This window comes from Serratia sp. D1N4, from assembly GCF_054552755.1.
Window position 1 is genome coordinate 3,150,414 of the sequence record NZ_CM137274.1, and the last position, 14,033, is coordinate 3,164,446.

General features: G+C 57.0%; 13 protein-coding genes. 2 read left to right on the forward strand and 11 right to left on the reverse strand.

All coding sequences use genetic code 11. From position 1 onward, the window contains the following. Nucleotides 1–36: 36 nt before the first annotated feature. From hypE to hybO, 11 genes are read right to left on the reverse strand one after another with little or no spacing between them, the layout of a single operon-like run. Nucleotides 37–1,065 (reverse strand): hydrogenase expression/formation protein HypE, encoded by a 1,029-nt coding sequence (gene hypE / locus ACX1CU_RS14150; RefSeq protein ID WP_459398931.1) that lies wholly within the window; start codon nucleotides 1,063–1,065, stop codon nucleotides 37–39. Next, the gene (hypD, locus tag ACX1CU_RS14155; RefSeq protein ID WP_459398932.1) at nucleotides 1,065–2,180 is read right to left on the reverse strand and encodes a hydrogenase formation protein HypD; all 1,116 of its coding nucleotides are present in this window, start codon (nucleotides 2,178–2,180) and stop codon (nucleotides 1,065–1,067) included. Before hypD ends, hypE begins: the two co-directional genes overlap by 1 nt. Then, nucleotides 2,167–2,445 carry a hydrogenase maturation factor HybG gene (hybG, locus tag ACX1CU_RS14160; protein WP_459398933.1) on the reverse strand — a complete coding sequence of 93 codons (279 nt, stop codon included), beginning with the start codon at nucleotides 2,443–2,445 and terminating at the stop codon, nucleotides 2,167–2,169. Before hybG ends, hypD begins: the two co-directional genes overlap by 14 nt. Next, a complete protein-coding gene (hypB, locus tag ACX1CU_RS14165) occupies nucleotides 2,445–3,368 on the reverse strand; it encodes a hydrogenase nickel incorporation protein HypB (RefSeq protein ID WP_459398934.1) in 924 nt (307 codons plus the stop codon). The genes hybG and hypB overlap by 1 nt, the downstream gene beginning before the upstream one ends. Nucleotides 3,369–3,387: 19 nt before the next feature. After that, complete coding sequence (hypA, locus tag ACX1CU_RS14170; protein ID WP_459398935.1) at nucleotides 3,388–3,729, reverse strand: hydrogenase maturation nickel metallochaperone HypA; 342 nt, start codon at nucleotides 3,727–3,729, stop codon at nucleotides 3,388–3,390. A 3-nt stretch (nucleotides 3,730–3,732) separates the two neighbouring features. Further along, the gene (gene hybE, locus ACX1CU_RS14175; RefSeq protein WP_459398936.1) at nucleotides 3,733–4,215 is read right to left on the reverse strand and encodes a hydrogenase-2 assembly chaperone; all 483 of its coding nucleotides are present in this window, start codon (nucleotides 4,213–4,215) and stop codon (nucleotides 3,733–3,735) included. Further along, nucleotides 4,208–4,699 carry a HyaD/HybD family hydrogenase maturation endopeptidase gene (locus ACX1CU_RS14180; protein ID WP_459398937.1) on the reverse strand — a complete coding sequence of 164 codons (492 nt, stop codon included), beginning with the start codon at nucleotides 4,697–4,699 and terminating at the stop codon, nucleotides 4,208–4,210. The genes hybE and ACX1CU_RS14180 overlap by 8 nt, the downstream gene beginning before the upstream one ends. Then, nucleotides 4,699–6,393 (reverse strand): hydrogenase 2 large subunit, encoded by a 1,695-nt coding sequence (hybC, locus tag ACX1CU_RS14185; protein ID WP_459398938.1) that lies wholly within the window; start codon nucleotides 6,391–6,393, stop codon nucleotides 4,699–4,701. Before hybC ends, ACX1CU_RS14180 begins: the two co-directional genes overlap by 1 nt. Beyond that, the gene (gene hybB, locus ACX1CU_RS14190; protein WP_459398939.1) at nucleotides 6,371–7,570 is read right to left on the reverse strand and encodes a Ni/Fe-hydrogenase cytochrome b subunit; all 1,200 of its coding nucleotides are present in this window, start codon (nucleotides 7,568–7,570) and stop codon (nucleotides 6,371–6,373) included. Before hybB ends, hybC begins: the two co-directional genes overlap by 23 nt. Then, the gene (gene hybA / locus ACX1CU_RS14195; RefSeq protein WP_459398940.1) at nucleotides 7,557–8,570 is read right to left on the reverse strand and encodes a hydrogenase 2 operon protein HybA; all 1,014 of its coding nucleotides are present in this window, start codon (nucleotides 8,568–8,570) and stop codon (nucleotides 7,557–7,559) included. Before hybA ends, hybB begins: the two co-directional genes overlap by 14 nt. Nucleotides 8,571–8,573: 3 nt before the next feature. Next, nucleotides 8,574–9,707, reverse strand: coding sequence for a hydrogenase 2 small subunit (gene hybO, locus ACX1CU_RS14200; protein WP_459398941.1), 1,134 nt, complete (start codon nucleotides 9,705–9,707; stop codon nucleotides 8,574–8,576). 691 nt (nucleotides 9,708–10,398) lie between these two features. Between hybO and ynfF the strand changes: the two genes are divergently transcribed. Then, nucleotides 10,399–12,837 (forward strand): selenate/tellurate reductase subunit YnfF, encoded by a 2,439-nt coding sequence (gene ynfF / locus ACX1CU_RS14205; protein WP_459398942.1) that lies wholly within the window; start codon nucleotides 10,399–10,401, stop codon nucleotides 12,835–12,837. Between the two features lie 633 nt (nucleotides 12,838–13,470). Continuing rightward, nucleotides 13,471–14,028 (forward strand): fimbrial protein, encoded by a 558-nt coding sequence (locus ACX1CU_RS14210; RefSeq protein ID WP_459398943.1) that lies wholly within the window; start codon nucleotides 13,471–13,473, stop codon nucleotides 14,026–14,028. The last annotated feature ends 5 nt before the right edge of the window (nucleotides 14,029–14,033 follow it).

A 14,033-nucleotide genomic window follows, 5' to 3' on the forward strand; every position in this document is an offset into this window, starting at 1 on the left:
CTACCCCTCTCCCTACAGGGAGAGGGAACTGGTTAGCTAACAAATCCGCGGCAGCGGCTCATCCAGCGGCAGATCTAATCGGCGGGAAACACCAAACAACCCCACCACATTCACCTGCTGGCGCTCAAGGGTCTGGCCGATTATAGCGGCATCTTGCCCTAGCGGATGATGATGTAGCGCAGTTAAAACGTCGACTGCCGCTTCGGGGGCCACCACCAGCACTAATTTGCCCTCATTAGCAAAGTTCAGCGCATCCAACCCCAGCAACTCGCAAATCCCGCGCACTGCGGGCTTCAACGGTAACGCCGCTTCCACGATCTCCATGCCACAGCCGCTGGCGCTGGCAAATTCGTGCAACACCGCCGTCACGCCGCCGCGCGTGGCATCACGCAGCGCCCTCACCCCTGGGATGTTTAGCAACGGCGCAATCAGCGGGGCCAGCAGAGCACAGTCGCTGACCAGTTCGCTTTCCAGCCCCAGCCCTTCACGCAGGTTGAGGATGGTCGCGCCATGATCGCCGAGCGTACCGCTGACAATAATGCTGTCGCCCCGGCGGATCTGATGGACGCCCCAATCGACGTTGGCCGGAATCGCGCCAAAGCCGGTGGTATTGATAAAAATCTTGTCTGCCGCCCCACGGGGAACCACTTTGGTATCGCCGGTGACGATCTGCATCCCGGCCTGCTGCGCCGTGGCCGCCATCGACTGGACAATGCGCACCAGCGTGGCAAACGGCAGCCCTTCTTCCAGAATCAGGCCGCAGCTCAGATAGCGCGGCTGCGCACCGCTGACCGCCACATCGTTGGCGGTGCCGCACACTGCCAGCTTGCCGATGTCGCCACCGGGAAAGAAAATCGGGTCGATCACATAGCTATCGGTGGATACCGCCAGCCGATCCCCGGCGGCACAGAGTTCACTCAGCGCAATCCGCGCCTGATCTTCGCGCGCGTTCAGCGCCGGATTGGCAAAGGCCTGCAAGAACAGCTCTTCGATCAGGCTTTGCATCGCCCGCCCACCGCTGCCGTGCGCCAGCGTGATTTCGCGCTCATCGTTCGGTTTAAGCATTAGGCCGTCTCCCTGCGGTACTGATAATAAGCCGCACAGGCTCCTTCCGATGACACCATCAGGGCACCAAAGGCGTTGCTTGGCGTACATTCTGTGCCAAACAGCGGGCAAGCGTCCGGCTTGCAGCGCCCGGTCAGCACCTCACCACAGCGCGAACGCGGATCGTCCGCCACGCGCTGCGCCTGGGGCTGAAAGCGCCGTTCGGCGTCAAAATCGGCATAGTCCGGCGTCAGTTGCACGCCAGAGTGGGCGATCTCCCCTAGGCCGCGCCATTCGCTGCTGGCCTTCAGGCAAAACACTTCCGCCAGCGCCTGCTGTGCCAGGCGGTTACCCTGCTCTGGCACAATGCGCCGGTACTGATTTTCCACCGCGCTGTGGCCAGCGCACAGTTGTTCCAGCAGCATCACCAGCCCTTGCAAGATATCCAGCGGTTCAAAGCCTGTGACCACCAGCGGTTTATGGTACTGCTCGGCGATAAACCCGTAAGGCGCATTGCCGATCACCATGCTGACGTGGCCGGGAGCCAGAAAACCGTCAATCCGCACATCGGGCTGCTGCAACAGGCTGCGCAAGGTGGGGATCAGGGTAATGTGCTGGCAGAACAGGCTAAAGTTGCTCAGCTTACGCTGCCGTGCCTGTTGCAGGGTCAAGGCGCTGGCGGGCATGGTGGTTTCGAAACCCAGCCCGAAAAACACCACTTGGCGCTGTGGGTGATCAACCGCCAGTTGCAGAGCATCCAGCGGTGAATACACCACCCGGATATCGGCACCGTGCCGCCGGGCATCCAGCAGCGATCCGTTGCGCCCACGCACGCGCATGGCGTCGCCATAGGTGCAGAAAATCACTTCCGGGTGCGCGGCAATCTCCAGGCAGCTATCGATGCGCCCCATCGGCAAGACACAAACCGGGCAACCCGGCCCGTGGACGAACTCCAGGTTATCCGGCAGCAATCGGTCGAGCCCAAACTTGAAAATCGCATGGGTATGGCCGCCGCACACTTCCATGATTTGCAGCGGTAAGCGTTGCCGTTCAGGCATCGCAAGCATCAGTTGTGCGATGCGCTGCAATAAAACTTGGGTCAGCGCCGGATCGCGGAACTCATCAACATAGCGCATCGCTGCCCCCCGGCATCGGTGATTCAAGCCCGACCGCACGCATATGTTCCAGCGCCGCCAGCGTGTCCAGCGCCTCCTGTTCGTCGAGCAGGCTCATGGCGAACCCCACGTGCACCAGCACCCACTGGCCGAGCAGCGCCTGCGGTGAATCCTCACACACCAGCGCGATATTGACCCCGAGCGACACGCCACATACGTCAACCGTTGCCAGTTGGTGCAGGTCTTCGCCAACCGCCATCACTTTACCGGGTACGCCAAGGCACATTATTGCGCCTCCAGCCAGTCGAGCCAGAGATCCATCCCCTCGCCGCTGGTGGCCGACAGGGCAATCACCTGAATGGCTGGATTAATCTGGCGGGCATAGGCAATGCAGCGTTCAACCGAGAAATTCACGTAGGGCAGCAGGTCGATCTTGTTGATTACCATCAGCGTGGCGGCGGCAAACATATGCGGATATTTGAGCGGCTTGTCCTCACCTTCGGTCACCGACAGCACCGCCACTTTATGCCGTTCCCCCAGATCAAAACTGGCAGGGCACACCAGGTTGCCGACGTTTTCAATAAACAGCAGGCTGTTATCCTGCAACGGCAGGCGATGGGCCGCGTCGTGCACCATCTGCGCGTCCAAGTGGCAGCCTTTACCGGTGTTCACCTGAATCGCCGGAACCCCCGTCGCGCGGATGCGTTCGGCATCGTTGCTGGTTTGCTGATCGCCTTCGATCACCGCGCAAGGCACTCTGTGCGCCAGCGCCTGTAAGGTTGCCGTCAGCAAGGAGGTTTTACCGGAGCCGGGGCTGGAAACCAGGTTCAGCACCAGGATGTTCTGCGCGGCAAAGTGTTCACGGTTATGCACCGCCAGATGGTTGTTTTTGCTTAATACGTCCTGCTCAATCTGCAATAACCGCCGCTGGCCCATGCCTGGGGCATGGCTCCCGGCCTCGCCGTGGCCATAGTGCAGATCTTGCGAATGCGGTTGCACCTCCGGCGCAAACGGCAGTGCTTCAGCGCTGGCGTAATGATGATGCACGTCGCCCTGATGGTGATAATGGTGGTGGTGATGGTGATGGTGATGGATCGTGACTGCCTGATGGGCATGTGCGTGATGATGGTCGTCATCATGATGGTGGTGATGATGCTCATCCCCTTCGATGGATGTTTCTCCGAGGCCACAACCGCAAGTCGTACACATAGGACTTAGCTCCTTAGATTTATTCCACTTCTAATTGTTTTAATCGCAGGCTTTCGCCGCTCTCGATGCGCAACGCGTGGCCGCCGCACTGCGGGCAACCGGCGTCATGTCGTTCGATCGTTACGCTGGTGCTGCAGTCCCAGCACCAGGCACGCGCCGGTTGATAGCTCAGATGCAATTGGCAACCTTCTGCCAACGTCTGGCGGCTGGCGCTGGCAAAGCTGAAGCGCAGTGCGTGCTCTTCAATACAAGACAGCGCGCCGATCTCCAGCCACACCGCCGTTACCCGCCGGGCACCGTGCTGCAACGCCTGCTGCTCAATCAGCTCCATGGTGCTCAAACACAGGCTGATTTCATGCATCGGTCAGTTCCCCCGTGGCAGGCGAAACAGCGCGCGCCGCCCCAGGTTGCTCGGAAGGCTGCTGTCTACCACCGGCAGCGAGAGCGCCATACGTGCGCTGTTTTCCGCCAGTGCCAGCGCCTGCTCGGCCCCCAGCGAACTCTCCAGCGGTGACATCAGCGAGCAAGCCAGATATTGCCCACAGCCGCCGATCTCGCCCAGGGTGAAGCTGACGTTGCCGCAGGGCAGCGCCAGCGCCAGTTTTTCGCCGATCTGACGCGGTTGCCACTGCTGCTGCGGCCCAGGGAGCACCATCAGGCTAAGCATCCAGGGCGTGAGCATGCAACCGACCCACTGCTGTTCAAACAGTCGAAACCCACAGGCGCGAATCGGCATCTGCGAATGGAAAAAGGGCAAATCGCGCATGCCGTCGGCGGCGATGCCCTGAAACGCCGCCTCCAACAGCGGTGCCGGGTTGGTTTGAAAGCCGCTAACAGCATCAGGCATCGGCTGCCTCCTTGAGGGCAATTGGCACACCGCTGCATTGCAATGCCACCAGTACCTGCGCCAAGGCCGGTTCAATCGCCTGAGTGACCCGCGGGCTGAGGCCGATTCCCGGCTCCAGCGATTCCGGCACCACGCCAACCAGCGTTAAGCGCCGTGGGAACTCCTCCGTCAGCCGCAGCGCCATCAGCACGTCCGACAGCCCCAACTGATGCGGTGAAATCTTGCGGGTGAACAGCGCAGGGATCTCTTCATCATGCAGCACCACTACGCTGCCCGGTGCCTGGCCGGCCAGTACCGCATCGGCCACGATCAGATGGTCGCGATCGGCCATCACTTCCATCAGTTCCATGCCGGAAGTGCCGCCGTCCAACACTTCAACGTTGGCCGGTAACACAAAGCGCTGTTCCAGCGCTTCAATGATGCGCACGCCGACCGCTTCATCGCTCAATAACAGATTACCGATACCTAGTACCAAAATACGCATCACAGCACCTTGACCCTGGTCACTTCATTGCCGGTGGTGTCCACGATGTGCACAGCACAGGACATGCAGGGATCAAAGGAGTGAATGGTTCTCACCACTTCCAGCGGCTTGGCCGGATCGGCCACCGGCGTCCCCACCAGCGAACGCTCGTAAGGGCCGGGCTCGTCGTTATGGTTGCGTGGCCCGGCATTCCAGGTGGAAGGCACCACCGCCTGATAATTGGCGATCTTGCCGTCTTTGATCACCACCCAATGGGACAGCGACCCGCGCGGTGCTTCGATAAACCCGACGCCGCGAATTTCGCCGCTCAACGGGATATTGGGCCGGATAAAGGTTTCGTGATCGCCTTTGCCGATATTTTCTACCAGCGCCTGCCACTGCTGGCCGAGAGTCTCATGCAGCACGCAGGCATGCACCGTGCGCCCGACGATCCGCCCTAAGGTTGACGGCAGTTGTTCGGCGGTTAGCGCGTGGCCGGTCAAGGTTTGATAGGCGCTGTTGACGCGGCCGAAGTATTTCTGCGTCGGTTGATGTTCGGCCTGTAAGCTGCACATCAGCCAGGCCAGAGGCCCCATTTCCACCGCTTTGCCGTAGAAGGTTGGCGATTTCACCCAGGAATATTTGCCGTCTTCCTGCCAGCCGGTGTAATTCGGCCGCGTCAGCCCTTCCCACGGCGCTAACGGCTGATCGTCCTGATACCAGGCATGTTTACCGCTCTCCTGAATGCCATTCACCAGATAAGCATCGCGCTGGTTGGTAATCGGGCGGAACTTGCCGTTTTCCAAGAAGCCGCCCGGCAGCAGGTAAGTGTCGCCTTTGCGATCGGTCGGCAGCTCCGGCAAGCAAAGATAGCAGTCCGCCCCTTTGCCCAGCGCCAGCCAGCCCGGATAGTGCGCCGCGATCACCGCGCTATCCACCAGATAAACCTGTTCGATAAAGTCGCCGAGGCGATCGATAAAGGTTTTCAGGTACATCAGGCGTTCCAGGTTCAGCACGCTAGGGGCATCCAGGTTGATCGGGTTAGCCACCCCGCCTACCGCCAGGTTCTGGATATGCGGCGTTTTGCCCCCCAGAATGGCGACGACCCGGTTAGCATCACGCTGGCATTCCAACGCTTGCAGGTAGTGAGCAACGGCGATCAGGTTGACTTCCGGCGGCAGCGCCATCGCCGAGTGCCCCCAGTAGCCGTTAGCAAAGATGCCCAGTTGGCCGCTGGCCACCAGATCTTTAATCTTTTGCTGCACGCGGCTGAATTCCGCGGCGCTGTTGAGCGGCCAGTTCGACAGGCCACTCAGCAGTTCGGCGGCTTTCTGTGGGTCGGCCTGCAAGGCTGAGGTGATATCGACCCAGTCCAGCGCCGAGAGCTGATAAAAATGTACTATGTGATCGTGAATGCTGTGGGCCGCCAGAATGATGTTGCGGATATACTGCGCGTTAACCGGCACTTCCATCCCCAAGGCATTTTCTACCGCCCGCACCGAGGCCAAGGCATGGGTGGTGGTACAGACGCCACAGATACGCTGGACGATCATCCAGGCGTCGCGCGGATCGTTACCTTGCACAATCTCTTCCATGCCGCGCCACATGGTGCCAGAAGACCAGGCTTTGACCACCTTGCCGTCTTCAATTTCGCAGTCAATCCGTAAATGCCCTTCAATGCGGGTTACGGGATCAATGGTGATGCGTTGGCTCATGCTCTACCTCTATCTGGTTGTTTTCATGCTTGTGTTGCTGCGCAGGCAGCACCGGTAACAACCTGATCAACAGGATGTACGCACACACTTCTATCGCCACGAAGCCGATGGAGATCAGCAGTTCGCTGGCGGTCGGAAAATAGCCGTAACCGTTGCCGGGATCGTAGGCCAGCAGTGAGTAGTTCAGCCGCCACAGGGCCGCACCACAGATCATGCTCAGCGCACCGATAAACAGCAGGCGTGAATCTCGGCGATTCCGTTTCCAGCGGAACAGCAGCAGCGGCAACAGCATCAGACCGATTTCCAGCCAGAAAAACAGGGCAAACCGGTCGAGATGCCACAGGTAGCCAGTCTTATGGCGGTAAATCAGTTCGCCAAAGCGCAGCACGATAAACAGCAGCAAAATGGCATCAATGATGTAGGTCATGCGGGTAAACAGCGGCGTTTCGCGAGCCCCTTTGCCCAACAGCCCCGCCTGCACCAGCGAGCCTTCGAAGATGACAATCGAGAACCCGAGAATGCCCGCCGTCAGCAGGGAGAACAGCGGCAGCATTTCGTAGCTTTGCCACAGCGGATGCACCTTGATACCTGCGGCAATCATCAACGATCCCATTGACGACTGGTGCATCGCGGGCAGCAAGGCGCCCAGCGCGATAATCAGGAACATGGCTTTATTCAGCCATTTGAGCGACACCTTCCAGCCCAGGCGTTCAAACAGCGCCGGGGCAAATTCCAGTGCCACCACACCGATGTAGATCGTCATACAGACCGCGGTTTCAAACAGCACGGAAGAGGTGTTGAAATGGCCGGGAATGTAAAAGTAAGGCAGGTTCCAGTAGCGGCCGACGTCGATGGTGATCGACAGCCCACCCAGCGTATAGCCGAACAGGCTGGCCAACAGCGCCGGGCGCACCAGCGGATGGTATTCACCACGGTTAAATACATACACCGCCCAGGCCAGCGCCCAGCCGCCGCAGGCCAGACCGGTGCCCACCAGCAGATCGAAGGCAATCCAGATCCCCCACGGGTAGCCGCCGTTCAGATCGGTCACCGACCCTAGCCCGAATACCAGGCGTTTCAGGATCAGCAGGGCACAGAGCACCACAAAAGGGGCCAGCAGCATCACCGGCCAACTCACCAGCCGTCCGCCAAGGGGCTGCGTTTTATGCGTCGTCATGTTCGTCTTCCTTCTCATCCTGACGCTCTTTGCGCGTGTTGCGGCGCGCCAGCAACGTGATGCCGGTCAGAGCGGCCAGCGGCAACACCATGCCGCTGTACAGCGAATGCTGCACATGCTCGGAGCGCGCGCCGGTTGATAAATGCTCCAGCGGCGGCAGGCCCAGCTTCTCAAACGGCACCCCGGTCAGCACCAGCACCTGCGTCCCTCCCCCTTCTTCTTCGCCATACAGATGCGGTTGGTAATGTGGGATCGCGTGTTCATAGTGGTCATCGGCCTGCACGGTCTGCCGTGGAAAGCGGTAGCTTTCACCCGGTTTGCGCGCCAGACGCTGTTTCGCCTCCGCCAACAGCTGCTCGCGGGTGCCGAAGATCACCGCACCTGTCGGGCATACTTCCACGCAGCCGGGCAGCCCGCCCTGATCCAGGCGTTCAATGCCTTTCTGGTTGCACAGTTCGCACTTGTGGATTTGGCCAAACGGGTTGTCGTAGTCGTATTTCGGTACGTTGAACGGGCAGCCGACCATGCAATAGCGGCAGCCGGTACAAACATTGGGGTTGTAATGCACGATGCCGGTTTTCGGGTGTTTGGTCAGCGCCTGCACCGGGCAAACCGAAACGCAGTTGGGATCAACACAGTGCATGCACTGCTTTTTGATATAGGCATAGCCATCTTCCAACTGGTCTTTGTGCTGGCCGCTGCCGCTGCTCCACACCTGGATAATGTTGTTGGTATAGGGGCTGAGCTTGTCGTTGTTCGACCAGGTGGCCTCATTGCCCGCATAGGCATAAGTTTCGCCATGCGCCTGGAAATCGGTATGGTTGATCTGCTGGCATTTGCTCACGCAGGCCTGGCAGCCGACACACAGGGTTGAGTCATACAGCATCCCCAACGAACCTGGGATCGGGGGCTTATTCTCTGCACCTGCTACCGCCGGAGGCACGCCGCCCACCAGTATTGCGCTACAGGAGGCCAGTTTTAGAAAGTTACGTCGGTTCACGGCTTACTCCTTGCGCGGCGGTTGATCGTCATCTTTGCGCTGCTGCTTTTGCTGCCGCCCCAGTTCCCGCACCGTCATCAGGCTGACACCTGCCACCAGCCCGACCACGCCCCCCAACAGACCAACTGCCGAGGCGCTGACGTGGCCGCCTTCGGCATTCTGCACCGCCGGTTTGGCATAGCGCGGGGTAGGATTTTCAACGTTCGCCAGTTGAGCAATGCCTTTGGTAAAACCGATCCCCTGCTCATTGCAGCCGTAACAGGGGTGGCCAATGCCCACCGGCCAGATGCCGCCGCCGACGTCACAAAACTCCAGCGTTGAACAATTGCCGTAGGTTTCCGGCCCTTTGCAGCCAAGATGATAGAGGCACCAGCCTTGGCGGTGCCCGTCGTCACCGAACTCTTTGGCAAAACGCCCGGCGTCAAAGTGCGGGCGGCGTTCGCAGTTCTCGTGGATCAGGCGGCCATAGGCAAACTCGGGGCGGTTTTTTGCATCCAGCGCCGGTGGCCGTTGGTAGGTGATGATGTGTGCAACCGTCGCCAGAAAGTTATGCGGGTTAGGCGGGCAGCCGGGAATATTGATCACGGTTTTGCCCGGTAGGACATCCTGTAGGCTGACCGCACCGGTCGGGTTGGCACCGCTGGCGGCAACGCCACCCCAGGCCGCGCAGGAGCCGATGGCGATCACCGCCGCAGCATGTTCTGCCGCTTTGCGGATATGCTCGACGATCGGTTGGCCCGCTACCATGCAATAGATGCCGCCATCCTTCATCGGGATCGAACCGTCGACCACCAACACATATTGGCCTTTGTACTGCTCAATGGCGCGATGCTTGTTCTCTTCCGCCTGCTCACCAAAGGCGGCGGAGAGCACTTCGTGATACTCCATGGAGATCACACTAAGCAGCAGGTTTTCGATCGTTGGGTGGGTCGCACGCAGTAATGATTCCGTACAGCCAGTACATTCCTGAGCACCGATCCAGATCACCGGTGGCCGCTGTGGTGCCCCTACCGATTGTGCTATCTCGGCAGCGGCCTTGCTGTTGAGCCCCATGGTGGCGGCCAGAGCCGCACAAAGTTTCATAAAATCACGGCGATTAACGCCATCTTGGAAAAATGACTGACTCTCCCTTAGCATTATTATTTGTCCCCTGTATAAAACGCCGATAAATGAACGGGCGGTTAATTTTTTGTTATATGCAGGGTGGGTGGTGTTGATCTCTATCAACCTTTAATGGGTTAACCATTAATATTTTCATAACATGAATAAAATCGCTTCAGCAAAAAATATTTAGCTTGCAACTCTTCACCGTTGTCAGTAACAACCACAAACAAGAATAAATATCATTATTGATTTAGTAAGTTCTTATCCGCACAGTAGTTATAAAAAGTTAACTATCACTCGCCGTAATAGACTCAACATGCTTATCAAAACACCCAAATAGAAATGACGGCTAACAGTTTCATTTTTGCAGACGCGCGGATTGGCATTTTAAAAATTGAACTGAAAATCAGTTTATTAACCTCTAATTCGATATAATTTACGCAGCCTAAAACTTGACTTCAAACAAACATTGGTAACGGCATAAAGGTATAGTAATGGTATTTACCCGTAACGCTGTGGGCCAGTGTGAAATACCCTGATAGCGGATGAATAATACTTACCGCATAACATCATTAAATCACCCGCTGGCGCTATTATTTTGCAAGAAAGATTCATATTCCTTACGTAAATAAGATTAATGCATCAATCCAGGATTGCCCTAAGCCCAGCACTAACGGGCAAATAAAACAGCTTGATTCAAGCAGGCTTTAAGAGGGAAGCATTTATGAACGATATTCAGAATCCGGATCTTCTCAATAACCCCATCAGCCGGCGGAAACTGATCAAAACCGGCAGCGCTGCCGGTTGCTTGCTGGCGGCCACATCAGGGTTGGTTTTACCGTTCCGTAAAACCACCGCCGCCGAAAACCTGCCAAGCAACCAACTCCAGACAGATAAAGTGGTCTGGAGCTCTTGCACCGTTAACTGCGGCAGCCGCTGCGCACTGCGCCTGCACGTGCGTGATGATGAGGTGTATTGGGTAGAAACCGACAATACCGGCAACGATGAGTACGGCGACCACCAACTGCGCGCCTGCCTGCGCGGGCGCTCGATCCGCCGCCGCATGAATCATCCGGATCGCCTGAAATACCCGATGAAACGCGTCGGGAAACGTGGCGAAGGCAAATTTGTCCGCATCAGTTGGGATGAGGCGTTGGACACCATCAGCGGCAAGCTCAAGCACACGCAGGATGAATACGGTAATGAAGCGGTACACGTGCTGTACGGCACCGGGGTGGACGGCGGTAATATCACCAACTCTAACGTGCCTTACCGGCTGATGAACTCCTGCGGTGGCTTCCTCAGCCGCTACGGCAGCTACAGCACCGCGCAAATCACCGCCGCTATGCCCTATCTGTATGGAGCACAACAGGGGAATAGCCCGGATGATATCGCCAACAGCAAGCTGGTGGTGCTGTTCGGCAACAACCCGGCGGAAACCCGCATGAGCGGTGCGGGTGTCAGCTATTATCTGGAGCAGGCCAGAGAACGTTCCAACGCGCGCATGATCGTGGTTGACCCGCGTTACACCGATACCGCCGCAGGCCGGGAAGATGAGTGGATCCCAATCCGCCCTGGCACCGATGCCGCTTTGGTCTCCGGCATCGCCCATGTGCTGATCAGTGAAAACCTAGTGGACCAGGCATTCCTGGATAAATACTGCATTGGCTATGATGAGAAAACCCTGCCCAGCAGCGCGCCGAAAAACGGCCATTACAAAGCCTATATTCTTGGCCAGGGCGCGGATGGCACTGCCAAAACCCCCGCCTGGGCCGCGCGCATTACCGGCATCCCGGCAGCGCGCATTATCCAGTTGGCCCGTGAAATCGGCATGACCAAACCGGCGTATATCTGCCAGGGTTGGGGGCCGCAACGCCATGCCAACGGTGAGCAAACCGCACGCGCGATCGCCATGTTACCGATCCTGACCGGCAACGTCGGGATTAACGGCGGCAACACCGGCTGCCGCGAAGGATCCTTTGATCTTGGCGTGGAGTGGTTTGACATGCTGACCAACCCGGTGCAGACCAAGATTTCCGTCTACACCTGGACCGATGCCATCGAACGCGGCCCGCAAATGACCGCCAAACGCGACGGCATTCGCGGCAAAGACAAGCTGGATGTGCCGATCAAGTTCATCTGGTGCTACGCCAGCAATACGCTGATCAACCAGCATGGCGATATCAGCCGCACGCACCAAATCCTGCAAGATGACAGCAAGTGCGAAATGATCGTCGGCATCGAGCACTTTATGACCTCCTCCGCCAAATATTGCGACATTCTGCTGCCCGACCTGATGCCAACCGAGCAGGAAGATCTGATCCCCCATGAGTCGGCCGGGAATATGGGCTATGTGATCCTCGGCCAGCCTGCCACTTCGCGCAAGTTTGAACGCCGCCCGATTTACGAGATCCTGTCGGAAGTCGCCAAGCGCTTGGGTAAAGATGCCGAAGCCATGTTCACCGAAGGCCGCAGCCAGCAGGAGTGGATCCAATATCTTTGCGAGAAAACCCGTGAACGCAACCCGGATATGCCAAGTTATGAAGAGCTGAAAACGGTGGGCATTTATAAGCGCAAATGCCCGCAGGAACATGTGGTGGCATTCCGCGAGTTCCGCGACGATCCGCAGGCCAATCCGCTGAAAACGCCGTCGGGCAAGATTGAAATCTATTCCGAACGGCTGGCAGAGATTGCCGCCACCTGGGAATTGGCCGCCGAAGATGTGATCCACCCGCTGCCAATTTATGCCGCCGGTTTTGAAGGCTGGGAAGATCCGGCCCGCAGCCAGTTCCCACTGCAACTGTTCGGCTACCATTACAAAGCCAGAACCCACTCCAGCTACGGCAATATTGACGTGCTGCAACAGGCCTGCCCGCAGGAGGTCTGGATCAACCCGCTGGATGCGCAAGCGCGCGGCATTAAGCATGGTGACAGAGTCAGGGTATTCAACAGCCGCGGCGAAACGCAGATCCAGGCTAAAGTCACCCCACGGATTATGCCCGGCGTCACCGCCATGGGCCAAGGTGCCTGGCTGGTGGCCGATATGTTTGGTGATAAGATCGATCACGGCGGCAGCGTGAATATCCTCACCAATCAACGCCCTTCCCCGCTGGCCAAGGGCAACCCACAGCATACCAATCTGGTTGAAATCGCTAAATTGTAACGGCGGTCAGGGGCTGACAGAATGGGTTGGCCCCTCGGTTTTTAACTCGCTATACCCGCCATACTTCGATGTTTAAGACGAAAAAATGCAGCGAGCGTCACACTTTTCTACTTAATTTTATTAAGAAAATATTAACTCAGGCATCACACAAAACAAAATATCATCTCCCAATATTCAAAGCCCCACTCTACAATCCGCAGCATCAAGAAATTAGGAATTATCCTGGTTAAGTTTTTCTTCATTATCAGAAAAGCAAACAAGGATATATTCAAACCTGGTAGCTCCATTAATTTATATTAACAACGAGCTTCAAAATAATAGATATTTAGCGAGACAGAGAATTTATATACCCAAAATAATTCGAGAGTCGCCAGATGCATAGATAACTATGTGACTGGTACGAGCGGACGCAGCAAACACCCAAGCAACTTGAAGTAGGAAGGGTATATTCGCAAGACGACCCTATTTAAAACAGTACAGTCGCTCATCGCTTAACATCTTTATTTGATATTTTCTATATTCAGTAATTTGGCAGTAAATATTGATTATTTACATCAGCCTATATCCCTGTGGCGTATCTATGCCACGTAACCCATCCGGATATCCGGAATATGATTATCTCTATAAGGAAATATGATGCGTAAGATTTTATCAACCATGACCCCAGTTGCTCTGTTGCTGTTGGCTAGCGCCGGTGGCGCTCAGGCGGCATCTAACGCCCAGATCACCATCACGGGTACCGTTGTGGCTGCCACCTGTGACGTCAGCCTCTCCACCAACAACCTGGATCTGGGCAACTATACGCCAGCCGACTTTACTGCGGTAGCAACGCCAATCGTAGCAAGCCAGAAGTCATTCACCGTCGGTATCAACAACTGCCAGACCCCTCTGGCGGGTGGCGATACCGCTAATCTGGTGGTGACTGGCCAAACTCTGGGTGGTAACCCAAATATCTTTAACAGCACGGGCACCAATACAGGTGTGATGCTGAGCCTGGCTTCTGCTCCAGCAGGTACTTATATCAACAGCGGAGACAAACTGTTAGTGGCGACTGCTGGCGCAACGCCAGCACAAAGCGACTTCAACGGTAAAACGCTGAGCCTGCAGGCCGGTATGGCATCAACCACCACCACCGGGGTAGATATCGGTGCCATCAACGCACCTATCCTGTTCAGCTTTGCCTATAACTAATTTTA

Excerpts from the sequence above, each read along its gene's own strand:
- hypE (WP_459398931.1), bottom strand. The coding sequence starts at position 1,065 with ATGCTTAAACCGAACGATGAGCGCGAAATCACGCTGGCGCACGGCAGC.
- hypD (WP_459398932.1), bottom strand. The coding sequence starts at position 2,180 with ATGCGCTATGTTGATGAGTTCCGCGATCCGGCGCTGACCCAAGTTTTA.
- hybG (WP_459398933.1), bottom strand. The coding sequence starts at position 2,445 with ATGTGCCTTGGCGTACCCGGTAAAGTGATGGCGGTTGGCGAAGACCTG.
- hypB (WP_459398934.1), bottom strand. The coding sequence starts at position 3,368 with ATGTGTACGACTTGCGGTTGTGGCCTCGGAGAAACATCCATCGAAGGG.
- hypA (WP_459398935.1), bottom strand. The coding sequence starts at position 3,729 with ATGCATGAAATCAGCCTGTGTTTGAGCACCATGGAGCTGATTGAGCAG.
- hybE (WP_459398936.1), bottom strand. The coding sequence starts at position 4,215 with ATGCCTGATGCTGTTAGCGGCTTTCAAACCAACCCGGCACCGCTGTTG.
- ACX1CU_RS14180 (WP_459398937.1), bottom strand. The coding sequence starts at position 4,699 with ATGCGTATTTTGGTACTAGGTATCGGTAATCTGTTATTGAGCGATGAA.
- hybC (WP_459398938.1), bottom strand. The coding sequence starts at position 6,393 with ATGAGCCAACGCATCACCATTGATCCCGTAACCCGCATTGAAGGGCAT.
- hybB (WP_459398939.1), bottom strand. The coding sequence starts at position 7,570 with ATGACGACGCATAAAACGCAGCCCCTTGGCGGACGGCTGGTGAGTTGG.
- hybO (WP_459398941.1), bottom strand. The coding sequence starts at position 9,707 with ATGCTAAGGGAGAGTCAGTCATTTTTCCAAGATGGCGTTAATCGCCGT.
- ynfF (WP_459398942.1), top strand. The coding sequence starts at position 10,399 with ATGAACGATATTCAGAATCCGGATCTTCTCAATAACCCCATCAGCCGG.
- ACX1CU_RS14210 (WP_459398943.1), top strand. The coding sequence starts at position 13,471 with ATGATGCGTAAGATTTTATCAACCATGACCCCAGTTGCTCTGTTGCTG.